The organism is Streptomyces sp. NPDC088157 (assembly GCF_044741545.1).
Taxonomy (GTDB): Bacteria; Actinomycetota; Actinomycetes; order Streptomycetales; family Streptomycetaceae; genus Streptomyces.
The window spans coordinates 565,418-589,623 of sequence record NZ_JBIUSU010000006.1; the positions used below are offsets into that span (position 1 = coordinate 565,418).

Sequence of the window (24,206 nt, forward strand, 5' to 3'; positions counted from 1 at the left end):
GGACGGTCCGCGAAGTTCCCGCACGACATACGCCGAGAGCGAGATCGCGTAGCCTGCGGGCAGCCGCGGAGGAGAAGCCTCTGCGTACGGGCCGGACGGCCGACCCCGGGTCCTCGCCCGCTCTGTCAGTGCCACGGTCCACAATGGTCCGCGTCAGATCCCGTATCACGCCCCAGCAAGGAGCCGGCAGCGATGGCCCGCCGCAGCACGAAGACCCCGCCGCCCGACGACTCGTACGAGGAGCGGATCCTCGACATCGACGTCGTCGACGAGATGCAGGGCTCCTTCCTCGAGTACGCGTACTCGGTCATCTACTCCCGCGCCCTGCCGGACGCCCGTGACGGCCTCAAGCCGGTGCACCGCCGCATCGTCTACCAGATGAACGAGATGGGCCTGCGCCCGGAGCGCGGCTATGTGAAGTGCGCCCGGGTCGTCGGCGAGGTCATGGGCAAGCTGCACCCGCACGGCGACGCGTCCATCTACGACGCGCTGGTGCGGATGGCCCAGCCCTTCTCCATGCGGGTGCCCTTGGTCGACGGGCACGGCAACTTCGGTTCGCTGGGCAACGACGACCCGCCTGCGGCCATGCGGTACACCGAGTGCCGTCAGGCCGCGGCGACGAGCCTGATGACGGAGTCGATCGACGAGGACACGGTCGACTTCACGCCCAACTACGACGGCCAGGAGCAGGAGCCGGTCGCGCTGCCCGCCGCCTTCCCGAACCTCCTGGTCAACGGCTCGTCCGGGATCGCGGTCGGCATGGCCACGAACATGCCGCCGCACAACCTGGGCGAGGTCATCGCGGCCGCCCGGCATCTGATCCGCTACCCCGGCGCGGATCTGGACGCCCTGATGAAGTACGTTCCGGGCCCCGACCTGCCGACCGGCGGCCGGATCGTCGGCCTCTCCGGCATCCGGGACGCCTACGAGAACGGCCGCGGCACGTTCAAGATCCGCGCGACGGTGGCGGTGGAGACCGTCACGGCCCGCCGCAAGGGCCTGGTCATCACCGAACTGCCCTTCGCCGTCGGGCCCGAGAAGGTCATCGCCAAGATCAAGGACCTGGTCGGCTCGAAGAAGATCCAGGGCATCGCCGACGTCAAGGACCTCACCGACCGCGCGCACGGCCTGCGCCTGGTCATCGAGATCAAGAACGGCTTCGTGCCGGAGGCGGTCCTGGAGCAGCTGTACAAGCTCACGCCGATGGAGGAGTCCTTCGGCATCAACAACGTGGCTCTGGTCGACGGCCAGCCGCTCACGCTGGGCCTCAAGGAGCTTCTGGAGGTCTACCTCGACCACCGCTTCACCGTGGTGCGCCGACGCAGCGAGTTCCGCCGCAGCAAGCGCCGGGACCGGCTGCACCTGGTGGAGGGCCTGCTGACGGCGCTCGTCGACATCGACGAGGTCATCCGACTGATCCGCTCCAGCGACAACAGCGCGCAGGCCAAGGAGCGCCTGATGGAGCGCTTCTCGCTGTCGGACATCCAGACCCAGTACATCCTCGACACCCCGCTGCGCCGGTTGACCAGGTTCGACCGCATCGAGCTGGAGGCGGAGAAGGAGAAGCTCAACGAGGAGATCACCGAGCTGACCCGGATCCTGGACTCGGACGCGGAGCTGCGCAAGCTGGTCTCGGCCGAACTGGCCTCGGTGGCGAAGAGGTTCGGCACCGAGCGCCGTACCGTCCTGCTGGAGTCGTCGGGCGCCACGGCCACCGCCGTACCCCTCCAGGTCGCGGACGACCCGTGCCGTGTCCTGCTGTCCTCCACGGATCTGCTGGCCCGTACGGCGAACGACGACCCCTTCACGGCGAACGCCGAGGACGGCGACGGGGACGGGGACGGGGACGGGGACGGCAAGCGCACCAAGCACGATGTGATCGTCTCGGCGGTATCGGCCACCGCGCGCGGGGAGGTCGGTGCCGTCACGTCCTCGGGCCGCCTGTTGCGGATCAACGTCGTCGACCTGCCGCAGCTCCCGGACACGGCCTCGGCGCCGAACCTCTCGGGCGGCGCCCCGCTGGCGGAGTTCGTCTCCCTGGAGGGCGACGAGACGGTGGTCTGCCTGACCACCCTCGACGAGTCGTCCCCGGGTCTGGCCATCGGCACCGAACAGGGCGTCGTCAAGCGGGTCGTGCCCGACTACCCGACCAACAAGGACGAGCTGGAGGTCATCACCCTCAGGGAGGGCGACCGGATCGTCGGCGCCGTCGAGTTGCGCACCGGCGAGGAGGATCTGGTCTTCATCGCCGACGACGCCCAGTTGCTGCGCTATCAGGCCTCGCAGGTGCGCCCGCAGGGCCGTGCCGCGGGCGGTATGGCGGGCATCAAGCTCACCGAGGGCGCGAAGGTGATCTCGTTCACGGCCGTGGATCCCGCGGCGGACGCGGTGGTCTTCACGATCGCGGGCTCGCGAGGGACGTTGGACGACTCCGTCCAGACGACCGCCAAGGTCACCCCCTTCGACCAGTACCCGCGCAAGGGTCGCGCCACGGGTGGTGTGCGCTGCCAGCGGTTCCTGAAGGGCGAGGACTGCCTGTCGCTCGCGTGGGCGGGCCCCGTCCCCGCCAAGGCGGCACAGAAGAACGGCCTGCCGGCCGAGCTGCCGGAGATCGACCCGCGCCGTGACGGCTCCGGCGTGTCGCTGACGAAGACGGTCTCGGTGGTCGCCGGACCGATCTAGGCCTCGACCTCGGCCTCGACCTCTTGGAAGGCCTCGTCGTCGGGGGACCGTACGTAACGCAGGACGCCCCACATGCCGTGCTCGTCGGTGTGTGGGGCGTCGTCCTTGCACGCCTCGAGTCCCTTGGCGAGGGCGGCGTTGTCGATGCCGGAGCCGATGAGGACGAGCTGGGTGAGGCGGGCGTCGGCGGGCGGCCAGGGCTCCGGGTAGAAGCGGAGGAATCGCCCGACGGCGTGCACGGCATACCGATTGGCCGGATCGTGCGGACCGAAGCCGACATATCCCTTGATCCGGTAGAGCCCCTCGGGCCGGCTGTCGAGGAACGCCATCAGCCGGCGGGGGTCGAGGGGTACCGCGGAGGTGAAGGAGAGGCTGTCGTAGGCGGTGTGGAGATGGCCGGCGTGATCGCTGCCGGAGTGGTCGTGCAGGTCGTCGAAGGAGAGCTGCCCGACGCGCTCCTCGCTGGGACGGCAGTCGAAAAGGAACTCGGGGTCGATACGGCCGTGGGTGGCGGGAACGACGGCGGCCCGGTCGGTGAGGGAGCGGACGAGTCCGAGGACCCGGTCGGCGTCGGTCGCGCGGTCGAGTTTGTTCACCACGACGAGGTCGGCGAGGGCGAGGTGACGGTCGATCCCGGGGTGTTTCGCCCGGGTCTCCTCGAACTCGGCGGCGTCGACGACTTCGACGAGGCCGCCGTAGACGATGCCGGGATGCTCACTGGCCAGCACCATCCGGACGAGTTCCTGGGGCTCGGCGAGTCCGCTGGCCTCGATGACGATGACATCGATGCCGAAACCGGGTCCTGCGAGGCGTTCGAGGTACACGTCGAGTTCGCTGGTGTCGACCGCGCAGCACAGGCAACCGTTGCCGAGTGAGACGGTCGAGTCGCCGAGCGCACCGGCCACGGCCATGACGTCGATCTCGATGGCGCCGAAGTCGTTCACGATCGCACCGATCCTGCTGCCTCCGCTGCGGTGCAGGAGATGGTTGAGCAGGGTCGTCTTTCCGGAACCCAGGAATCCGGCGAGTACGACGACCGGGATCTGCTGCGGACTGCGGCTCTGCGACACGTGCGACCTTTCTGCAACCTACGCGTGCACCGGCGCGCGGCCCGGCGCGCGTACGAGGATTGAATGCCGCTCAAGGATACGAGCCGCAGGAATCGCCGCGAAGTGAACGATTGTTAGCAGCATTTGCGGGGCAGACGTTGGGCAAGGCGCCCTGGCGTGCGACCCTCGCTTCCCTCCGTGCGCCTCCCCTCCGCCTCCCCCGCCGATCAGAGCCGCTCGGCACTCTGGGAGACGGCAAGCGCCGCCCACCGCTCGCCGGTCCCCGTCACGTCCACCCGCACCCCGACGACCGGCGCACGGCCGCTCGATCGGGGGTTTTTGACATGGCCACACAGAGGTTTCGGGTACGCGGACTTGGTGCGGTCGCCGCGGCGACCGCTGGCCTGGCCGCGGGTGCCCTCGTCACCATGGCGGCACAGCGCCATGCGCTGGAGGCACTGCGCGTCCGACTGGAGCACCTGGAGCGGACCGCGCACACCCAGCAGCACACCAATCTGGCCAACCAGCAGCGCCTGCACTGGGAATTGCTGAGCAAAGCCATCGACGACCCGGAACTGGCGGAGGTGCTGGATCTCTTCGAGGCCCCCGTTTCCACCAAGCAGCGGCGCCAGTACCTCTACGCCAACGCTCTCTACACAAACGCGTTGTTTTATTACCGGATCGGCAACATATCCCGTGAAGAGTTCTTCGGATACATTCGAGGTATTCTGCAGAACCCTGTGGTACGGGAGTACTGGTACGCGACGAGACACCAGCGGGCGACCATTGCCGACGGTTCGGACGAAGCGGAACTCGGCCATATGGTGGACGAACTCCTGACACAACTCGAGGAGTCGGACACGGACGAATGGTGGGTGGTGGGCGAGCCGCCGAGCCCATGAACTCCCGTGAGCCCTCGGCGCACTCCCGCAGTCGAGGGCTCACGCTCCGGGGCTCGCACCCCCTCCTGCGGAATCACACCCTCGGCCCATAACGAAGAGGTCAAGTCGGGAGTTAAGTGAGGCGTCAGGGAGTTGACTCGCGCTTGATCGCGTAGAGGACCCCACCAGATCGTCGCCTACGCCGCCGGATGACGAGCGCACCCCACAGGGCCCGCCTTGCACCGCGCAGTCGTCGTGCGCAAGCCAACGGACCCAAGGGAAGCAACAGTGAGTCAGATCATCCGTCGGATCGGTGCATCTCCGCGCGCTCGGGGGAGCGTGAGTGGAGCAAATTGCCCCGATATTTTCGAACTTGCCGACGGCAATTTCGCCATTATCGGCACGGACGCCACGGATTCACTGGACCCGGACCTTCCCTCCGACGCCTCACGCGGCGACCACGAGCGCATTGTCGTCATCACACGCGAGACACTGATTCGCGCTAAGGCCGATATTCCGGACCTCTAGACCCTTTCGAGACCTCCAGGACCTTTCGAGAAAAGGGCCCGGCTCGCCCTCCCGTGACGCCGGGCCTGCCTCGCATACGCCCACCCTTGGAGCGGAACCCTTTCAGGCCACGGCCGGCACCTCGACCGGCGCTCCCGGTCCCACATACCGCGCGACCGGACGGATGATCTTCGAGTCCTCCGCCTGCTCCAGGATGTTGGCGCTCCAGCCCACCATCCGCGCCGCCGCGAAGGTCGGGGTGAACATCTCGCGGGGCAGCCCGCAGAGCTCCATGACCACGCCGGCATAGAACTCCACGTTGGTGTGCAACTCACGGCCCGGCTTGAGCTCGGCGAGAATCGCCTCGACGCGCCGTTCGACCTCGACGGCGAACTCGACTCGCGGGCCTCCGAATCGCCGCGCGATCTCGCGGAGCATGCGCGAACGCGGGTCCTCCGTGCGGTAGACGGCGTGGCCGAAGCCCATGATGCGCTCCCCCGCGACGACACGCTCACGGATCCAGGAGTCGACGCGATCCGGGGTACCGATCGCGTCCAGGGTGTCCAGCGCACGGCTGGGAGCTCCCCCGTGCAGCGGTCCCGACAGCGCCCCGACCGCCCCCACGAGGCACGCGGCCACGTCCGCTCCGGTCGAGGCGATCACCCTCGCCGTGAAGGTTGATGCGTTGAAGCCGTGATCAATGGTGGAGATCAAGTATTGCTCCACGGCGCGGGCGCGCTCCGGGTCGGGCTCGGCTCCGGTCAGCATGTAGAGGTAGTTCGCCGCGTACGTAAGGTCCTCGCGCGGCTCGACGGGTTCGAGGCCGCGCCCCAGCCGGTACAGCGCGGTGAGCAGCGTCGGTACGGCCGCGGCCGCGACGACCGTGTCCTCGCGGCGCCGGTCCGCGTCGACGTCGTACACCGGCCGGAAACCCTTCGCCGCGCCCAGCAGCGACAACGCCGTCCGCATCCCGGCCAGCGGATTCGCGTCCGCACCGGCCGCCGCCAGGGCGGGCAGCGCGGCTGCCACCTCCTCGGGCAGGCCGCGGAGTGCAGCGGTCCCGGCGGCGAAGGCGGCACTGCGCCGCGCGTCCGGCAGCTCGCCGTGGAGCAGAAGATGCCAGACGTCCTCGAAGCGACGGGTGCGCGCGAGGTCCACGGCGGAGTACTGCCGGTAGTGGTAGAAGCCCTCGCGTCCTCGGACGTCGCCGACCTTCGTGTCGGCGACGACGACACCGGCGAGCCCCCGCGGCACGTCGGGCGCTGTGGCTGTGGCTGTGGCTGTGGCTGTGGACGGGTTGACGGACATTTTTCCTCCCTGAACTTGATTCGACTGTCCATGCTTGACTTGATGCCTGTCAATATTGATTGAATCAATACAACTGTCTTGTGGATACGGTGACCCCCATGCGTGATCAGGAACCCGGACCCGGCCATCCCGAACGACGGCTGAGCACCAAGGAGGCCGCCGAACTGCTCGGTGTGAAACCCGAGACGGTGTACGCGTACGTCAGCCGCGGCCAGCTGAGCAGCCGGCGCACGCCCGGTGGCCGGGGCAGCACCTTCGACGCCAAGGAGGTCGAAGCGCTGGCACGACGCAACAGGCGGGAGGGCAGCGGGGGCCGGGGCTCCGGGACGGAGCTGTCCGTACGCACGCGGGTCACGTTCATCGACCAGGACCACTACTACTTCCGGGGCGTCGACGCGGTCGAACTGGCCACCCGGCACTCCTACGAAGAGGTCGCGGAGTGGCTGTGGACCGGCCGACTGCACCCCGGGGCCACCTTCACCGCGCCGGAGGCATCCGTCGAGGCCGCCCGTAGCGTCGTCGAGGCACTGCCGGAGCACACCGGCCCCACCGACCGGTTGCGGGTCGCCGCCGTCGCCGCGGCCGCTGTGGACCCCCTGCGGTTCGACCTGTCCGAGGACGCCGTGCTCGGCACCGCGCGCATCCTGATCCCCACCCTCGTCGCGGCCCTGCCCCCGAAGTGGCCCGCGCACGGGGACGAGGGACCGCTCGCCCTGCGCCTGTGGCGCCGGCTCAGTGGCCGCCCCGCCGAGGACGCGCAGCTGCGCGTCCTCGACACGGCGCTCGGTCTGCTGGCCGACCACGACCTGGCCGCCTCGACCCTCGCGGTGCGCGTCGCCGCCTCGGCCCGTGCGCACGCGTACGCGGCGGTCTCCGCCGGACTCGGCGTGATCGAGGGACCACTGCACGGCGCGGCCGGCGGTCTCGCCCATCGCATGCTGTTCGAGGTGCTCGACCTCGGCAGTGCCGCCCCGGTGATCGCCGAGGAGTTGCGGGCCGGCCGTCGCATTCCGGGCCTCGGTCACCGGCTCTACCCCGGAGAGGACCCACGCGCGCGTGCCCTGTTCGCCCTCCTGGAGGAGATCCCCGCGGCAGGGCCCGCCCTCGCGGCGGCCAGGGACATCGTGGCCACGACCGCCCGCCACGCACCGCTGCACGCCAACGTGGACCTGGCGCTCGCCGTCCTCACCGCGTCCAGCGGCATGGAGCCCTCGGCCAGCGAGACGATCTTCGCCGTCGCCCGTACGGCCGGCTGGGTCGCCCATGCCCTGGAGGAGTACGGCGAGCGGCCCCTCCGGATGCGCCCGAGCGGTCACTACGTGGGCCCCAAGCCGCCGCAGCCCCTACCGGAGTAGGGAACCGGACAGGCCGACAGCAGCCGTCGGCGGAAGCGCCCCGGGCCGCCTCCGGGGAGGGCCTCGGGCGCGAGCGGCCCGACCGTCCCCGAACAGGCACCCCGGTGCGAGGAGGTTCGCGACCGTACCCGCGGTCGACGTGCGGCCCGGTCCCGCGGGCAGGCGGGCGCCGTAGTCCGTCGCGGGCCCGAGCGTGTGCGCCGGCGCCGTCCGCGGCGGAACGAACGGCACGATCGTGGCGGCCCCACGGCCCCACGGCCCCGCGCACGCCCCGCCGGCGCCGTCCGCGGCGGAACGAACGGCACGATCGTGGCGGCCCCACGGCCCCGCGCACGCCATCCCCTCCCGGGCGGCCGGCAGGACGGACGGCACCGCTACGACCAGGGCAGACGCCCGGCCAAGCCAGGGCGCCCCGGTCCAGGCGGCACGCGCACGTGTACCGACATGGCTGAGCAGATGCCCCGGCCGGAAGTCGCTCTGCGGCAAGTCAGGTTAGGCTCACCTCTGTGAGTACGTGCGCGACCGTCTCGCGGGATCTCGGTGAGCCCATTTCCGGAACCGCGGCCACGGCAACGACCTGGCTCCTCCTGGAACAGCCCGGCCCCTGGGGTGCCAGAGCGCTGGTTTCGAGCCACCTGGACCCGGCCCTGGGCCGCGCCCTGGAGGCCGCCGCGCAGGACACGGGCGTACGTATCGCGCTCATCCGCCGCCCTGGACGCCACGCGGACTTCGGCGCGCCGCCCCTGCGGCAGGTGTACGCGGCGCACACCGTCCCCGGAAAGGTGTGGCTGCACAACGCCACGACCCACGATCCCCGGCAGCTGTTGGACCTCGACTTCGCCGCGCTCGGCAGGGGCGACCACCACACCTTCGACACCGCCCTGCGGGGCCGCTCCCACACGGGCGACCCGCTCGCCCTCGTCTGCACCAACGGCAAGCGTGACCGCTGCTGCGCGCTGCTCGGCCGTCCGCTGGCCGCGGAACTCGCCGCCTCGGGGGTGCGGGGCGCCTGGGAGGTCACCCATCTGGGGGGTCATCGCTTCTCCCCCACGCTGCTCGTCCTGCCGCACGGTTACGCGTACGGCCGCGCCGAGGCCCACACCGTCAAGGAGGTCCTGCACGGCGTCCAGGAGGGCCGGATCGTCGTGGAGGGGTGCCGCGGGTCCTCGGCCTGGGAGCGGCCCGGCCAGGCGGCGGAACTGGCGGTGCGCTCCGCGACCGGCGAGGAGGCGGCGGAGGTGCTGAGCGTCGTCCGCACCACCGGTGGCGCACCACGCTGGGAGGTGACCGTCGCGCACACGGACGGTCGCCACTGGCAGGTCGTCGTGGCCGAGGGCGCTTCGCTGCCGCCCCGGCCGGAGAGCTGCGGCACGTCGGTCCTCGGTTCACCTGCGCGGATGGACGTGGTGGCGGTACGCGAGCTGACCGGGACGGCGCCGGCGGGCTGACCCACCTCGGAGCGGCGCTCGGCCGCCCCCCGCTCGGGCACGGCCGAACCGTTTCCTCTTGAGCCGGTCAAGAGATCCACCTCACCCACCCCTACGGCTGCGCCGGTCCACCCACGTACCGTCTTGGGTATGAGCCCCACTCCCCCCGCCCGTCGCCTGCGCCTCGGAATGCCGCGCCGCATGTTCTCGCAGCTTCTGCTCATGCAGCTGGCGATCGCCGCGGGAGTCGTGGTGCTCGCGACCGGACTGTTCCTCGCCCCGCTCAGCGATCAGCTGGACGACCAGGCGATGCGCCGCGCCCTCGCCATCGCCCAGACCACCGCGGCCGTTCCGCAGATCGCCGAGGACCTCCGGAGCACGCGGCCGTCGGTCGACGGCCCGGTGCAGCGGGAGGCCGAGCGCATACGCATGGCCAGCGGTGCGGAGTACGTCGTGGTGATGGACCTCAACGGCACGCGCTGGTCGCACACCGAGCCCGAACAGGTCGGCGGCCACGTCTCGACGGACCCGAGCCAGGCACTGGCCGGCAAGGACGTCATGGAGATCGACAGCGGCACCCTGGGCCGCTCGGCCCGCGGCAAAGTGCCCCTGCGCGACGGTAACGACAAGATCATCGGCGCGGTCTCGGTCGGCATCGAGTACGACAGTGTGCGAGCCCGCCTGATCCACGCCATCCCCGGGCTGTTCGCCTACGCCGGCGGCGCTCTGGCCGTGGGCGCGCTGGCCGCCTGGCTGATCTCCCGACGGGTCCAGCGACAGACCCGCGACCTGGCCTTCTCGGACATCTCGGCGCTGCTCGCCGAGCGTGAGGCGATGCTGCACGGCATCCGGGAGGGCGTCGTCGCCCTGGACCGCGCCGGTCGCGTCCGGCTGCTCAACGACGAGGCCCAGCGCCTCCTCGGCATCGGGGAGGAGGTGGTGGGCAGGTCGCCCGACGAGGCGCTCGGCGAGGGACGTACGGCCGACGTGCTGGCGGGCCGGGTGACCGGCACGGACCTGATCGCCGTCCGCGGACAGCGCGTCCTGGTCGTCAACCGCATGCCCACCGACGACGGCGGCGCCGTGGCCACCCTGCGCGACCGCACCGAACTGGAACAGCTCGGCCGCGAACTCGACTCGACGCACGGCCTCATCGACGCGCTCCGCGCCCAGGACCACGAGCACGCCAACCGGATGCACACGCTGCTCGGGCTGCTCGAACTGGAGATGTACGACGACGCCGTGGACTTCGTCGGAGAGGTCGTCGGTGATCACCGGGCCACCGCGGAGCAGGTGACCGAGAAGATCGGGGACCCGCTGCTCGCCGCCCTGCTGGTCGGCAAGGCGACCGTCGCGGCCGAGCGCGCTGTCGCCCTGTGGGTCTCGGACCGCACGTGGCTGCCGGACCGCCTGATCGACCCGCGCGGACTGGTCACGGTCGTCGGCAACCTCGTGGACAACGCGCTCGACGCCGTCGCGGGCAAGCCGCACGCGCGCGTGGAGGTCGAACTGCGCGCGGAGGGCCGTGCCGCGGTCCTGCGGGTGCGGGACACAGGGCCCGGGATCCCGGCCGAGCAACGGGAGTTGATCTTCACAGAGGGCTGGTCCACGAAGAAGCCGCCGGCGCACGGCAAGCGTGGCATCGGGCTCTCCCTGGTGCGCAGACTCGCCGAGCGGCAGGGCGGGCACGCGACGGTCGACGAAGCGGCCGGTGGGGGCGCCGAGTTCACCGTCGTCCTGCCCGAGGCGCTGACCGCGCCCGACCTGCAACCCGCACTGGCCGCACCGGCGGCGAGCCCTGTCGAGGAGGAGTCGCGATGATCGAGGTCCTGGTCGTGGACGACGACTCCAGGGTCGTCCAGGTCAACGCCGCCTACGTCGGGAAGGTGCCGGGTTTCCATGTGGCCGGCGAGGCCCACAGTGCGGCCGACGCGCTGCGCCGGCTGGAGCTGCTGCCCCGTGTGGACCTCGTCCTGCTGGATCACTACCTGCCCGACGAGACGGGTCTGGAGGTCGTCCAGGAGATGCGCCGGCGCGGCCACCAGACCGACGTCATCATGGTGACGGCCGCGCGGGACATCTCCACGGTGCAGGCGGCGATGCGCCAAGGCGCCCTTCAGTACCTGGTGAAACCGTTCGCCTTCGCGGGCCTGCGCGCCAAGCTGGAGGCGTACGCCGAGCTGCGTCGCACCCTCGACGGCGGCGGGGAGGCCGAACAGGCCGACGTGGACCGCATGTTCGGCGCACTGTCCGCCCCCTCGGAACCCGGCCTCCCCAAAGGGCACTCCCCCACCACCGCCGAACTCGTACGCCAGTCCCTGATGAACGCCGAGGGGCCCCTGTCGGCTCAGGAGATCGCCGACCGGACCGGGGTGAGCCGCCAGACCGCCCAGCGCTACCTGAAGCTCCTGGAGCGCACGGGAAGAGCCCGGCTGACCTTGAAGTACGGCGACGCGGGCCGCCCGGAACACCGTTACGTGTGGGCGACCCGCGCCTGAGGGCACGGTCCTCGGGGGCGGGGGGAAGGGAGACCGTACCCTCCTGGGACACGGATCCCGGCCCGCCGCCTGTTCGACCGTCAGCCCACCGCCTTCTCCACGAACTCGGTCGTGTAGGTCCTGTCGAGGTCCACGTCGGCGTTCTGGATGTTGGGGTTGAACGCCTTGAGGACCTTCTCGACGGTCTCGGGGCCGTTCTTGGGCATCACGCCGTCCTTGGTGAACATCGGCAGCGTGTTCTTGATGGCCACCGAGTACAGCAGCTTGTTTCCCTGCGAGTAGTCCGTCGGCATCTTCTCGGCGATCTCGCTCGCGCTGTGAGTGGACATCCACTTGAGCGTCTTGACGAACGCATTGGCCAACTTCTGGACGGTGTCCTTGTGACCGTTGACCCAGTCCGTCTGCATGTACAGGCTTGACGAGGGATACGGTCCGCCGAGCGCTTCCTCGGAGCCCTGCGGGGTGCGCATGTCGAGAAGGACCTTGCCGGCCTTCTTGTCCAGGATGGTCGCCACGGTCGGATCGGTCGTCATGCCGCCGTCGATGGCGCCCTGCTGGAGCGCCGCGATGAAGGTCGGCCCCGCGCCGACGGCGACCGGGGTGAACTCGCTGACCTTCACGCCGTTCTTGACGGCCAGGTACTTGGTCAGGAAGTCGGTCGACGAGCCGAGCCCCGTGACGCCGAGCTTCTTGCCCTTGAAGTCCTTCGGCGAGGTGATGTCGTCCTCCTTCTTGGTCGAGACGATCTCGACCTCGCCGGGCGCGTGCGAGAACTGCACGACGGACTCCACCTCCTTGCCCTTCACCTGCAGGTCGAGTGTGTGGTCGTAGAAACCGACCGCTCCCTGGACCTGGCCGGAGACGAGCGCCGTCTCGGCCTGCACACCGGCCGGCTCGCTCAACAGCTCGACGTCGAGTCCCTCGGCGTCGAAGTAGCCCAGGCGCTGGGTGAGCATGGCGGGCAGGTAGATGACCTTGTCCAGGCCGCCGACCATGATCTTGACCTTGGTTCCCTTGCCGTCCCCCTTGGCTCCGGAGCCGGTGGACGCGGTACTGGCCGCGTCGTTGGCACAGGCGGTGAGCGAGGAGAGGGCGAGCAGGCCGACGGCGGCCAGGGCGGTGTGTCTGAGGGGTGTGCGCATGGCGGTTCACGTCCTTGTGAGAGGGCGATGCGGGGGGAGCGGGGATTCGGGAACTGCCGGCGAGGAGGTCCCGAGGGGCTGTCCTCGCCCGGCGATGGATCCTCGAAGGATCGTTCAACGAAAGGTCAGCTGTCGGAGCCCGACGGCTTCCACCGGAAGATGCGGCGCTCGGCGAAGGTCAGCAGCCCCTCCGCGACGAGTGCGACGACGGCCAGGATGACCATCGCGGCGTACACGCCCGCCGCGTTGAACGTGCCCTGCGACTGCGCGACAAGCAGGCCGATTCCCTTGGTCGCGCCGATGTACTCGCCGACGATGGCTCCGATCAGGGCGAAGCCGAAGCTGACATGAAGGCTGGTGAAGATCCACGAGGTGGCGGACGGGACAACCACCTGGAGCGTCACCCTGCGGTCGCTCGCGCCGAGTATGCGGGCGTTGGCGACGAGGTTGCGGTCGACCTCCCGGGCGCCCTGGAAGGCGTTGAAGAAGACCGGGAAGAACACCAGGACGACGGCCGAGGCGACCTTGGAGGCCGGGCCGAGGCCGAACCAGATCACGAAGATCGGGGCCAGCACGATTCTGGGTATGGAGTTGAGCACCTTGATGTATGGACCAAGGATGTCGGCGAGAAAGGTGATCCGCCCCAGTGCGATACCGCACACGACACCGGCGACCACCCCGATGATCCAGCCCAGGAGCGCCTCGTAGAGCGTGTACCAGATCTGCTCGCCCAGAGAACCGAGCGCGGTCCCGTGCGTCACCCAGGTCCAGATCTGGTCCCAGATCTTGGAGGGCATCGAGAAGTTGAAGGGATCGATGACCTTGGCCCGGGAGAACGCCTCCCACAGGGCGAGCACGGCCACCAGGAGCAGGACACGGGACGCCGACACGACGACCTTGCGTCTGCGTGCGGCACGCGCGCGTGAGTGCGCGCGGTCAGGTGCCTTGGCCGTGTCGACGACCGGGGTGCTGAGAACTTCAGGCGACACTGGCGGCACCTCTCTCGCGGGTGATGCGGACCTCTTCGCCGAGGGACTCCCAGATCTCGCGGTAGATCTCGATGAACCGCGGCTCCAGACGCACCGACTCGACCTTGCGCGGCCTCGGCAGGTCGATGTCGAAGATCTGCTTCACGGTGGCGGGGCCGGCGGTCATCACGACGACCTTGTCGGCCAGCGCGATGGACTCCTCCAGGTCGTGGGTGACGAAGACGACGGACGCGCCCGTGCCCTCCCACAGCTCGAGGAGCTCGTCCGACATCAGTGCCCTGGTCTGCACGTCGAGCGCCGAGAACGGCTCATCCATGAGGAGGATCTCGGGGTCGTTCACGAAGGTCGCGGCGAGGGCCACTCGCTTGCGCTGACCGCCGGAGAGCTGGTGCGGATAGCGGTCCTCGAAGGCGGTGAGCCCGACCCGGGCCAGCCATTCGCGCGCCTTCCGCCTCGCCTCCGCCTTGGGCACACCGCGGAAGCGGGGCCCGGCCATGACGTTGGACAGGACCGTACGCCAGGGAAAGGTGGCGTCCTGCTGGAAGACGAAGCCGACCTTGTCACCGACGCCACGAACGGGCTGCCCGGATACCATCACCTCGCCCCGGGTGGGCTCCTCCAGGCCGCTGACCAGGGTCAGCGTGGTCGACTTGCCGCAGCCGGTCGGGCCGACGACGGCCACGAACTCGCCACGCCCGACAGTGAGGTCGAGTTCCCGCACGGCGGTGTGCGGGGCCCCCGACGGGGTCCTGAAGACCTTGCTCGCGCCCCGCAGCTCGATGGCGGGGCTGGTGTGTGCGCTCATGGCCGGGGACGGTAGAGGTGACCCGGGAGGCGGCATCAGCCTTCTGGCCGCATGCGCTTCTTTTGCTTGCAGTAGCCTGTTGTGCTCGTTTTGCTCGCGCTAGAACAGCGAAGCCGAAACACGGGCGTAACGCCCGCCTGGCCTTCACGGAGAGAGGCCCGATGATTGACGTCCTGGTGGTGGACGACGACTTCCGTGTCGCCGAGATCAACGCCAAGTACGTGGGAAAGGTTCCCGGATTCCGGGTGGCTGCCCGCGCGCACAGTGCCGCCCAGGCGCTGGGCACCATCGAACGCGGAACCATCGACCTGGTGCTGCTCGACCACTACCTGCCCGACCAGACCGGCCTCCAGCTCATCCACCGCATGCGTGAGCAGGGCCATGGCACCGACGTCATCATGATCACGGCGGCCGGTGACGTCACGACCGTCCAGACCGCGATGCGCTTGGGGGCCCTGCATTACCTGGTTAAACCGTTCACCTTCGCCGCCCTGCGCACCCGCCTCGATTCGTACGCCGCCCTGCGCCGCACGGTGGACCGGGTCGGTGGACACGGCATCGCCGGCCAGGAGCAGGTCGACCGGATCTTCGGCGCCCTGCGCACGGGTCCGGCGCCGTCCTCGCCCGGCCTGCCGAGCGGCCACTCGGAACCGACCACGGACCTGATCTGCGCCGTCCTGCACCGCGCGAACCACCCTCTGTCGGCCCATGAGGTCGCCGCCGAGACCGGCCTGAGCCGCTCCACCGCCCAGCGCTACCTCCGTCACCTGGAACAGGCCGGGCGCCTGCACCTCTCGCTCAAGTACGGCGACACGGGCCGCCCGGAACACCGGTACGCGTGGGTGGCGCCGTAGCCAGGAGCGAGGGCTCTCGACGAAGTGCAGCGGCGCCGGAGCCGCCTTCTACGCGGCACCGGCCCCCGTCAGTGACCGCACCTCGATCTCCGCGTGCTTGGCCTCGTCCGCGACCTCGGCCGAGGTGACCGTGCCCAGCCAGCCCGCCAGGAAGCCCAGCGGAATCGAGACGAGGCCGGGGTTCTGCAGCGGGAAGTACTGGAAGTCGACGGCCGGGAAAAGCGACTCGGGGCTCCCGGACACCACCGGCGACAGCACGACGAGCACCAGGGCCGGCACCAGCCCGCCATACACCGCCCACACGGCGCCCCGTGTGGTGAAGCCCCGCCAGAACAGCGAGTACAGCAGGACCGGCAGGTTCGCGGACGCGGCGACGGCGAAGGCGAGCCCGACCAGGAAGGCGACGTTGAGATCGCGGGCCAGAAGGCCGAGGGCGATCGCGACCACGCCGACGCCCACGGCGGCGACCCGCGCCACCGCGACCTCACTGCGGGGTTTGTTCCGCCTGCGGCGCAAGGAGGCATACAGGTCGTGCGCCACCGACGCCGAGGAGGCGAGTGTGATTCCGGCGACGACGGCGAGGATCGTGGCGAAGGCGACTGCCCCCACGACCGCGAACAGAACCGCCCCGCCCGTGGAGTCGGCGCCGCCTCCCAGGTCGAGCGCCAGGAGCGGAACCGCCGTGTTGCCGGCCGCGTTCGAGCCGCGCACCGCCTCCGGGCCGACGATCGCCGCCGCGCCGAAGCCGAGGACGATCGTCATCAGGTAGAAGCCGCCGATCAGCCCGATCGACCAGACGACGGAGCGCCGGGCGGCCTGCGCGGTCGGCACGGTGTAGAAGCGGGACAGGATGTGCGGCAGTCCCGCCGTACCCAGCACCAGCGCGAGCCCCAGGCTCATGAAGTCGAAGCGCGCGGTCCAGTCCCCGCCGTACTTCAGCCCGGGCGCCAGGAACGCGTCACCGTGCCCGCTGCGTTCGGCCGCCGTGCGCAGCAACTGGTCGAAGTCACCGTGGAAGCGCACCAGGACGAGCACGGTGAGCGCGATGGTGCCGACCAGCAGCAGAACCGCCTTGACGATCTGAATCCACGTGGTCGCCCGCATCCCTCCGAACGACACGTAGACCACCATGAGCGCGCCGACCCCGATGACGGCCCAGGACTGGGCAGCCTCGTCGGTGTTCCCGAGGAGCAGCGCCACCAGGCTGCCCGCACCCACCATCTGCGCCACCAGATAGAGGACGGACACGGTGACCGAGGAGATTCCGGCCGCGATGCGCACCGGCCGCTCGCTCATGCGCGCAGCCACCACGTCGGCGAGGGTGAACCGCCCGCAGTTGCGTACCAGTTCGGCGACGAGGAACAGCACCACCAGCCAGGCCACCAAAAAGCCGACCACATACAGCAGCCCGTCGTACCCGAACAGCGCGATGAGCCCGGTGACGCCCAGGAAGGAGGCGGCCGACATGTAGTCGCCCGCGATGGCAAAACCATTCTCCATCGGAGAGAACAACCGCCCGCCGACGTAGAACTCCTCCTCCGAACCGTGCCGGTTGCGGCTCACCCAGGTCGTGATCCCCAGCGTGACCGCGACGAAGACGCTGAACAGCAACAGCACCAGCGCCTGTTGATTGCCGCTCACAACGCACCACCCTTGGCTTCACGGGTCAACTCCTGTGTGTCCCAGCGCAGCTCGAGGGCGGCGCGATCCCGGCGAAGCCGTGCGTGGCGGGCGTAGGCCCAGGTGAGCAGGAACGTGCTGAGGAACTGCCCCAGTCCGGCCAGCAACGCCACGTTCACCGCGCCCGCCACCGGCCGCGCCATCAACCCGGGCACCGTCGTCGCGGCCACGACGTATGCCACGTACCAGACGAAGAACCCGGCGACGGCCGGCATCGCGAACCGCCGGTACCGGCTGCGCACCTCCTGGAAGGCCGGGCTGCGCTGCACCTCGAGGTAGATCTGAGCCGCTGCCCGGGCTCCGGTCTCCCGCTCCCGCCGTGCCGCGGGGACGTCGGTCCCGGGCGTGCTCATGAGGGCCGACTCGCCCCAGCCCGAGGCGAGCGCGTCGTACCACGGGTCCTCGTAGCGCACGTCCCCTGGCACCTCGGCGAACGCCTGGCCCAGGCCTTGATGGTGTTCGCGCGCGTGTGGCGTGGAGGCACCGCTCCCGGGACCGTCCCCGTCGGCGCGGGCACGGCCGTTGCTTGACTGCATGCCCAAGGATGGACAGAACGGGAAGATCCCCGACTCTTCTCCCCGCAGACTTCACCCCATCAGGTGACCGTCCGGCCGTTCACCCCGTGGGCGGCCGGACCAGCCCCTTCGCGTACGCGTAACGCACCGCCTGTGCCCGGTCCTTGAGTCCTGTCTTGGAGAACATGTTGTTGATGTGCGTCTTCACAGTGGCGGTGGACACGCTCAGCCTGCGCGCGATCTCCTGGTTGCTGAGCCCCTCGGCGATCAGCACCAGCACCTCCGCCTCCCGCGTCGTGAGCCCGTCGGGTGCCGCAGCGGTCTCTGGCGCCGGCTCCGGTGCGGGCGCCGACAGGCGCTCCAGCAGCCTCCGCTGGACACTCGGCGACAGCCCCGCGTCCCCGGACAGCACACTGTGCACGGCTCGTACGATCTCGTCCCCGCCCGCGTCCTTGGTCAGGTACCCCCGGGCGCCCGCTTTCAGCGCCGGGAACAGGGATTCGTCGTCCGCGTAGGTCGTGAGCACCACGACCTGCGTTCCGGGATGCTCGGCCCGGATGCGCCGAGTCGCCTCCACGCCGTCGCAGCGGGGCATGCGCAGGTCCATAAGCACGACATCGGGGGCCAGTTCGGCGACGAGCCGCACGGCCTCGTCCCCGTCCCCGGCAGCGCCGACGACCTCGACTCCCGGCAAGAGGCCGAGCAGCATCACGATGCCCTCCCGGACGACTGTCTGATCGTCCGCGACCACTACCCGGGCGGGCTTGCGCTCCGCCTCCTCCGTCATACCGGCACCTTCAGCGTCACCACGAACCCTTCCTCGTCCGGCCCGGCAGCGAGTGAACCGCCCAGCAGTTCGGCGCGCTCCCGCATGCCCAGCAGACCGTACCCGCCTCCGGCCTCGGCGAGTTCGCCCGGCGAGCCACCCGAGTCCCGCACGTTCAGGGTCACTTCGTGGGGGCCGTACTCCAGCCGTACGCGAACCTTCGCGCCCGGCGCGTGTTTGCGGGCGTTCGTCAAAGCCTCCTGCGCGACCCTGCGCACGGCCTGCGACGCCTCCACCGGCAACGGTCTGCGTTCGCCCCCCACGGTGACCTCGGCGCCGTCGGACGTGCGCACGAGGTCGGTCAGGAAGTCCTCCAGGGGCGTCAGTTCACCGCGCAACGCGGAGAGCGACTGCCTGGTCTCCTCGAGACCGTCACGGGCCATCCCCCGTGCTGCCACCACGCGGTCGAGGATCTGCTCCCGATCCGCGCCCCGCTCGATCAGCAGCCTGGCCGCCTCCAGGTGTACGAGTTGCGCCGAGAGACTGTGGGCCAGGACATCGTGGATCTCACGGGCGATGCGGGCCCGCTCCGCGAGTGCGGCGGACTCGGCCTCGGCCACGCGCGCGGCCCGCTCCTGGGCGAGCAGCCGCTGCGCGTTGGCCCTGGCTTCGGCGTCCAGACGCAGTGCGTACCCGGCGAGGGCCATACCACCGATGGCGGCTGCCGAAGTCACCCCCGAGTCGTCGTTGACCACGGCGAAGGCGGCGAACCCGACCGTAGCCGCCGGCAGCGCCGCTCCGAGCGGCAGTCGCTCCAGCGCCGCGATCGCGCACCCGCACCACAGGACGACGGCCGGCGAGCGGAAGTCGGCGGCCTCGGCCCCGGCTGCCAGTCCCAGCAGAAGGAGGAGGAGTGCCAGCGAGGGAAACAGCCGGTGCTCGAACGTGGTCCGGAACAAGCCCCACGCCAACCCACTTGCCACGAGCACTCCGCCGGCCCCCGCGACCGCGGTCCACCCGTGTACGCGGCTGTCGTGGACGGCGCTCCACAGCAGCGCACCGACGACCAGCAGCCTCACGGCCCAAGCCAGCAGACGCCTGGGGCGCGAAACCGCTTTGGGGCCGAGCGCCTCCCGTGAGGGCCAGCGTGTCCAGATGTTCTCCGTCACGCCCGCTCCTTCCACGGGGGCCGGGGCACGTGGTCACCGTACGCCAGGGCGTGTGCCGGAGCCTGGTCCAGGGACTGCACGCGCCGGATCAGGATCCCGGAGCGGACCAGCAGGGTGGCCGCGAGTCCCAGCATCAGGGCCGAGCTGCCCTGATGGATACCCAGCAGTGCACCGACCGCGAAGAGGGCCGCTCTCAGACCGATGCCGACGCCCCAGACGGCCACGCTCGCCCTGGTGCTCTTGCTCCACACGGCGCCGTCCGGCTCAGCCCAGATGCGGGTCGTCCAGGCCCAGGCGGCCCCCATGGCCAGGGCGACGGTCAGTTCGGCGCCGAGCACCAGGACCGATGCGGTGTGGTGGTGGGCGTCCAGCAGGTCGGGCTCGCGCAGCGCCAAGACGGCCAGGATGCCGGGTAGGAGCCACCATCGCCGATCTGTGTCGATGCGGCTTGCGCGGAACTGTCGAACGATCACGAATGCGGCTGCCGCCACGATCAGCAGCGCGTTGACGAGCCCGGACATCACAGCCTCCGCGAGCGGGAAGGGGATGCCGACAGCGAGCGCTGCCGACGCCTTCGACGCTACGGAAACGCGCTGGTCCGCGGATCGGAGCTGGGGTGGATCATGGGTGGATCCACAGGGGCCGGGGTTCTCCACCCGCGGGTGGAGAACCCCGGCCGAACCTGCGAGAGACCCGGCCCAGGCGAACGAACCTGCGAGAGACTCGGTCCAGGCCGAATGCGGCGGCTAGGCGTCGATACGGGATCGGTCCAGCGTCGCCGCCGAGCTGGAGATGAACTCCTTGCGCGGCGCCACGTCATTACCCATGAGCAGATCGAACACCTGCTCGGCCGCTTCCAGGTCGGAGAGGTTGATGCGCCGCAGGGTGCGGTGGCGCGGATCCATCGTCGTCTCGGCCAGCTGGTCGGCGTCCATCTCACCAAGACCCTTGTAGCGCTGGATCGAGTCCTTGTACCGGACGCCCTTGCTCTGGAACTCCATGAGCTTGTCGCGCAGCTCGCGGTCCGAGTACGTGTACACGTACTTGTCCTGGCCCTTCTTGGGCTGGACGAGCTCGATGCGGTGCAGGGGCGGGACCGCGGCGAACACCCGCCCGGCCTCGACCATGGGCCGCATGTAGCGGTGGAACAGGGTCAGGAGGAGCGTCCGGATGTGGGATCCGTCCACGTCGGCGTCGGTCATCATGATGATCTTGCCGTAGCGGGCCGCGTCGATGTCGAAGGTGCGCCCGGAGCCCGCTCCTATGACCTGGATGATCGCGCCGCACTCGGCGTTCTTGAGCATGTCGGTCACGGATGACTTCTGGACGTTGAGGATCTTGCCCCGGATCGGCAGCAGTGCCTGGAACTCGGAGTTCCGGGCGAGCTTGGCCGTACCGAGTGCGGAGTCTCCCTCGACGATGAACAACTCGCTGCGCTCGACGTCGTCGCTGCGGCAGTCGGCGAGCTTGGCAGGCAGGGACGAGGACTCCAGAGCCGTCTTGCGGCGCTGCGCGTCCTTGTGCTGGCGGGCCGCGATACGCGTCCGCGCGGCGGCGACCGCCTTCTCCATGACGACCCGCGCCTGAGCTGCGGCATCGCGCTTGGCGGAGGTCAGGAACCCCTTGAGCTCCTTGGAGATCACGGTGTTCACGATGCGCCGGGCCGCCGAGGTACCGAGGACCTCCTTGGTCTGGCCCTCGAACTGGGGCTCGGCGAGGCGGACCGTGACGACGGCGGTCAGGCCTTCCAGGGCGTCGTCCTTCACGATGTCGTCCTCGGCGACGCGCAACAGCTTCTTGACGCGCAGCACCTCGTTCATCGTCTTGGCGACCGCCTGCTCGAAGCCGGCGACATGGGTGCCGCCCTTGGGCGTGGCGATGATGTTGACGAACGACTTGAGATTCGTGTCGTAGCCGGTGCCCCAGCGCATCGCCACATCGACGACGAGCTCACGGGTGACCTCCGTCGGAGTCATCTGCCCGTGCTCGTCCAGGACCGGCACCGTCTCCTTGAAGGTGCCCTGTCCCGTGAAGCGGAGGACGTCGCAGACGGGCTTGTCGGTGGCCAGGTACTCGCAGAACTCACTGATGCCACCGTCGAAGCGGAAGGACTCCTCGCCCTTGCTGCCGCCCTCGCCGAGGCCGTACTCGTCGCGGACGACGATGGTCAGGCCGGGCACCAGGAACGCGGTCTGGCGAGCCCGCTGATGCAGGTTCTCCAGGGAGAGCTTGGCGTCCTTCAGGAAGATCTGGCGGTCGGCCCAGTACCGCACCCTCGTGCCGGTGCGGTTCTTGGCGACCCTCTTGACCTTGCGCAGGCCGCCCGTCTCGAACTTCGAGTCGGGGCCGTCCGCGGCGAAGGCGCCCGGGACTCCACGCCGGAAGCTGATCGCGTGCGTGTGGCCGCCTCGGTCCACCTCGACGTCGAGCCGGGCGGACAGGGCGTTGACCACGGAGGCGCCGACGCCGTGCAGACCGCCGGAGGCGGCGTAGGAGCCACCGCCGAACTTGCCGCCGGCGTGCAGCTTGGTCATGACGACCTCGACACCGGACAGTCCCGTCTTGGGCTCGACGTCGACGGGGATGCCCCGGCCGTTGTCACGGACCTCCACCGAGGCGTCGTCGTGGAGGATCACCTCGATGTGGTCGCAATAGCCGCCCAGGGCCTCGTCGACGGAGTTGTCGATGATTTCCCACAGGCAGTGCATGAGACCACGGCTGTCGGTCGAGCCGATGTACATACCCGGGCGCTTCCGCACGGCCTCGAGGCCCTCGAGGACGAGCAGGTGCCGCGCGGTGTAGTTGGAACCGTCCCGGTCTGCTCCTGCCAGCAGCGCTGTGGACGGCACGGACGTTTCGGCGGTCACGCGGTTCGCTCCTCGCTGAATTTCACTTGGGGCCCTTCTGGGTAAGGGCGCGGCTTGGGTAGCCGCCAAGAGGGTACCGAGGCCTGGTAGAGCCGTTGTAACGCCACCCTCGTCCGAAACCCAGACTAGTCCAGCGTCGCATGCGTGTTCGATCCCTCGATGGAGTGAAGTACATATCACGTTCCCTTCGGGGCATGAACCATTTAGGCTCCGGGCACGTCCTCATGAACAAACCGGCAAGCCAGCCGGGAGGATGGAACCATGACCGACAGCGCGAAACCGTAAGCACTACAGACCACGCAATACGGCACATTCGCCGCCAAACCGGCAGCAGACGGCCACCTCGGAAAGATTTTTTCGAGGACAAGCCACGAGCGGGAACGTTTTGGGGCTGGTTGGATGTTGACCCTGGTACGACAGCTCGTCGAGCTAGAGAAGAGGCGACGTGACTACTGTTCTGACCCCCGCGAGCCCGCTGACGGCCGCTGACCGCTGCGACCGCTGCGGCGCCCAGGCGTACGTACGCGTCGTGCTGCTCAGCGGCGGAGAACTGCTCTTCTGCGCCCACCACGGCCGCAAGTTCGAGCCGGAACTCAAGAAGATCGCCGCTGAGATACAGGACGAGACAGAGCGGCTGACGACCGTTCCGGCCTCCAGTTCGGAAGAAGAGCGCTGATCTGCGCGTCCACGACGAGCCAGAACCGGCACAGGCCGGTATGCGGGCGGCCGTCCCTGCTCCCAGGGGCGGCCGCCCGCTTTCCTGGCTAAGTCGGCCAAACCGTGCCAGGACTCGCTCAGAGGCCCTTCGAAGGCTTCGTGGAACGCTTTGGCGCCCGCGCCCAGCCCAGGGCCCGTACGGCGTCGGAAACGCGCGTGTAGACACCCGGGCTTCCCGGCCGTCCACAGCCGCTGCCCCACGACACGAGCCCGATGAGCCGGCCCCGCGCGACCAGCGGCCCGCCACTGTCCCCCTGACACGCGTCGCGACCGCCCCGCACCTCCCCGGCGCACACCATGCTCCGCGCGTCGTAGGTGCCGTCGGTGGTGCCGGGATACGCCCGCTCGCACAGCGCGTCGGCGAGCACATGGACCCGAGCCGCTCGCAGGGTGCGGGCATAGGCACCGAACCCCGTGCTGTCACCCCAGCCGTAGACGACGGCGTCCGTGCCGGCCTCGTACGCCGGATCCCCCTCTGCGGCCAGGCCGATGACCGCTCCCGCAGGAAGTGGCTCGGCAAGGGTGAGTACGGCGAAGTCCCCGGCGTTGCTGGAACTGTCGTAGGCGGGATTGACCCAGACACTGCGCACGGAGACCTCATGCCCGGTGTCCGCGTACAGGTCCGTGCGTCCCGCGACGACCTTCAGGTCGGCCAGGCGCCCGGGCGGCGCTCCCAGGACGTCCTCGCCCATGCAGTGGGCCGCCGTGAGCACCGTGGACGGGCCTACCGCCACGCCTCCGCAGAACTGCCCGGATCGCATACCTCCGAACCGGGCACGGCTGGACAGCGCGACCGTCCAGGGGCTCTGGGAGACGTCGACCGGGAAGCCGCCCACCACAACGCCGTCTGAGGCCGCCTGGGTGGCGGAGGCCAAGGGTATGGCCATCGCCACGGCCGCCAGGATCAACGGCCGGGACAGGGCCCGGACAAAGGGACGACGCATGCGCGCTCCTCACTCTGAAGTGATCGATGAAGACCCAGAGTGATCCAGGGC

General features: G+C 69.7%; 21 protein-coding genes. 9 read left to right on the forward strand and 12 right to left on the reverse strand.

Features of this window, described 5'->3' with window-relative positions; genetic code table 11:
- Positions 1–192: 192 nt before the first annotated feature.
- Complete coding sequence (locus tag ACIPFH_RS26465; protein ID WP_401830047.1) at positions 193–2,682, forward strand: DNA topoisomerase (ATP-hydrolyzing) subunit A; 2,490 nt, start codon at positions 193–195, stop codon at positions 2,680–2,682.
- Here the strand turns inward: ACIPFH_RS26465 and ACIPFH_RS26470 are convergent.
- Positions 2,679–3,752 carry a CobW family GTP-binding protein gene (locus ACIPFH_RS26470; protein WP_401830048.1) on the reverse strand — a complete coding sequence of 358 codons (1,074 nt, stop codon included), beginning with the start codon at positions 3,750–3,752 and terminating at the stop codon, positions 2,679–2,681. The genes ACIPFH_RS26465 and ACIPFH_RS26470 overlap by 4 nt on opposite strands.
- A gap of 323 nt (positions 3,753–4,075) precedes the next feature.
- On the opposite strand from ACIPFH_RS26470, the gene ACIPFH_RS26475 reads away from it, so the two are divergent.
- Together ACIPFH_RS26475 and ACIPFH_RS26480 are read left to right on the forward strand one after the other, a co-directional pair.
- Positions 4,076–4,633: a DUF6082 family protein gene (locus ACIPFH_RS26475; RefSeq protein WP_401830051.1), complete on the forward strand. Its 558-nt coding sequence runs from the start codon at positions 4,076–4,078 to the stop codon at positions 4,631–4,633.
- 267 nt (positions 4,634–4,900) lie between these two features.
- On the forward strand, positions 4,901–5,140 hold the full coding sequence (locus ACIPFH_RS26480; protein ID WP_356254954.1) for a hypothetical protein: 240 nt from the start codon (positions 4,901–4,903) through the stop codon (positions 5,138–5,140).
- 102 nt (positions 5,141–5,242) lie between these two features.
- Here the strand turns inward: ACIPFH_RS26480 and ACIPFH_RS26485 are convergent, their stop codons facing one another.
- A complete protein-coding gene (locus ACIPFH_RS26485; RefSeq protein WP_401830053.1) occupies positions 5,243–6,427 on the reverse strand; it encodes a citrate synthase/methylcitrate synthase in 1,185 nt (394 codons plus the stop codon).
- 98 nt (positions 6,428–6,525) lie between these two features.
- Here ACIPFH_RS26485 and ACIPFH_RS26490 point away from each other — a divergent pair, with 98 nt between their 5' ends.
- The 4 genes from ACIPFH_RS26490 to ACIPFH_RS26505 all read left to right on the forward strand — a co-directional run bounded on the left by ACIPFH_RS26490 (position 6,526) and on the right by ACIPFH_RS26505 (position 11,707).
- On the forward strand, positions 6,526–7,782 hold the full coding sequence (locus tag ACIPFH_RS26490; RefSeq protein WP_401830055.1) for a citrate/2-methylcitrate synthase: 1,257 nt from the start codon (positions 6,526–6,528) through the stop codon (positions 7,780–7,782).
- 506 nt (positions 7,783–8,288) lie between these two features.
- Positions 8,289–9,230 carry a sucrase ferredoxin gene (locus ACIPFH_RS26495; RefSeq protein WP_401830057.1) on the forward strand — a complete coding sequence of 314 codons (942 nt, stop codon included), beginning with the start codon at positions 8,289–8,291 and terminating at the stop codon, positions 9,228–9,230.
- A 129-nt stretch (positions 9,231–9,359) separates the two neighbouring features.
- A complete protein-coding gene (locus ACIPFH_RS26500) occupies positions 9,360–11,030 on the forward strand; it encodes an ATP-binding protein (protein WP_401830058.1) in 1,671 nt (556 codons plus the stop codon).
- A complete protein-coding gene (locus ACIPFH_RS26505; RefSeq protein WP_356261735.1) occupies positions 11,027–11,707 on the forward strand; it encodes a response regulator in 681 nt (226 codons plus the stop codon). Before ACIPFH_RS26500 ends, ACIPFH_RS26505 begins: the two co-directional genes overlap by 4 nt.
- 80 nt (positions 11,708–11,787) lie before the next feature.
- Here ACIPFH_RS26505 and ACIPFH_RS26510 read toward each other — a convergent pair whose 3' ends face one another.
- The 3 genes from ACIPFH_RS26510 to ACIPFH_RS26520 all read right to left on the reverse strand — a co-directional run bounded on the left by ACIPFH_RS26510 (position 11,788) and on the right by ACIPFH_RS26520 (position 14,643).
- On the reverse strand, positions 11,788–12,849 hold the full coding sequence (locus ACIPFH_RS26510) for an ABC transporter substrate-binding protein (protein WP_401830060.1): 1,062 nt from the start codon (positions 12,847–12,849) through the stop codon (positions 11,788–11,790).
- 125 nt (positions 12,850–12,974) lie between these two features.
- Entirely contained in the window at positions 12,975–13,838 is an 864-nt protein-coding gene (locus ACIPFH_RS26515) for an ABC transporter permease (protein WP_401830062.1), read from the reverse strand.
- Positions 13,828–14,643 (reverse strand): ABC transporter ATP-binding protein, encoded by an 816-nt coding sequence (locus ACIPFH_RS26520; protein WP_401830064.1) that lies wholly within the window; start codon positions 14,641–14,643, stop codon positions 13,828–13,830. The genes ACIPFH_RS26515 and ACIPFH_RS26520 overlap by 11 nt, the downstream gene beginning before the upstream one ends.
- Before the next feature lie 161 nt (positions 14,644–14,804).
- Between ACIPFH_RS26520 and ACIPFH_RS26525 the strand changes: the two genes are divergently transcribed.
- Positions 14,805–15,497, forward strand: coding sequence for a response regulator (locus ACIPFH_RS26525; RefSeq protein ID WP_356261723.1), 693 nt, complete (start codon positions 14,805–14,807; stop codon positions 15,495–15,497).
- Between the two features lie 48 nt (positions 15,498–15,545).
- Here the strand turns inward: ACIPFH_RS26525 and ACIPFH_RS26530 are convergent, their stop codons facing one another.
- From ACIPFH_RS26530 to ACIPFH_RS26555, 6 genes are all read right to left on the reverse strand, one after another.
- The gene (locus tag ACIPFH_RS26530; RefSeq protein WP_401830066.1) at positions 15,546–17,138 is read right to left on the reverse strand and encodes a cation acetate symporter; all 1,593 of its coding nucleotides are present in this window, start codon (positions 17,136–17,138) and stop codon (positions 15,546–15,548) included.
- Entirely contained in the window at positions 17,135–17,713 is a 579-nt protein-coding gene (locus ACIPFH_RS26535) for a DUF485 domain-containing protein (RefSeq protein ID WP_401830069.1), read from the reverse strand. The genes ACIPFH_RS26530 and ACIPFH_RS26535 overlap by 4 nt, the downstream gene beginning before the upstream one ends.
- Before the next feature lie 79 nt (positions 17,714–17,792).
- The gene (locus ACIPFH_RS26540; RefSeq protein ID WP_401830071.1) at positions 17,793–18,479 is read right to left on the reverse strand and encodes a response regulator; all 687 of its coding nucleotides are present in this window, start codon (positions 18,477–18,479) and stop codon (positions 17,793–17,795) included.
- A complete protein-coding gene (locus tag ACIPFH_RS26545; RefSeq protein ID WP_401830073.1) occupies positions 18,476–19,627 on the reverse strand; it encodes a sensor histidine kinase in 1,152 nt (383 codons plus the stop codon). The genes ACIPFH_RS26540 and ACIPFH_RS26545 overlap by 4 nt, the downstream gene beginning before the upstream one ends.
- Positions 19,624–20,148 (reverse strand): DUF1453 domain-containing protein, encoded by a 525-nt coding sequence (locus ACIPFH_RS26550; RefSeq protein ID WP_401830076.1) that lies wholly within the window; start codon positions 20,146–20,148, stop codon positions 19,624–19,626. The genes ACIPFH_RS26545 and ACIPFH_RS26550 overlap by 4 nt, the downstream gene beginning before the upstream one ends.
- Positions 20,149–20,373: 225 nt before the next feature.
- Positions 20,374–22,494, reverse strand: a complete 2,121-nt coding sequence (locus ACIPFH_RS26555; protein WP_401830077.1) for a type IIA DNA topoisomerase subunit B — start codon at positions 22,492–22,494, stop codon at positions 20,374–20,376.
- Between the two features lie 445 nt (positions 22,495–22,939).
- Here ACIPFH_RS26555 and ACIPFH_RS26560 point away from each other — a divergent pair, with 445 nt between their 5' ends.
- On the forward strand, positions 22,940–23,170 hold the full coding sequence (locus ACIPFH_RS26560; RefSeq protein WP_328479314.1) for a hypothetical protein: 231 nt from the start codon (positions 22,940–22,942) through the stop codon (positions 23,168–23,170).
- Between the two features lie 118 nt (positions 23,171–23,288).
- Here the strand turns inward: ACIPFH_RS26560 and ACIPFH_RS26565 are convergent, their stop codons facing one another.
- Positions 23,289–24,155: a S1 family peptidase gene (locus ACIPFH_RS26565; protein WP_401830079.1), complete on the reverse strand. Its 867-nt coding sequence runs from the start codon at positions 24,153–24,155 to the stop codon at positions 23,289–23,291.
- Positions 24,156–24,206 lie beyond the last annotated feature (51 nt).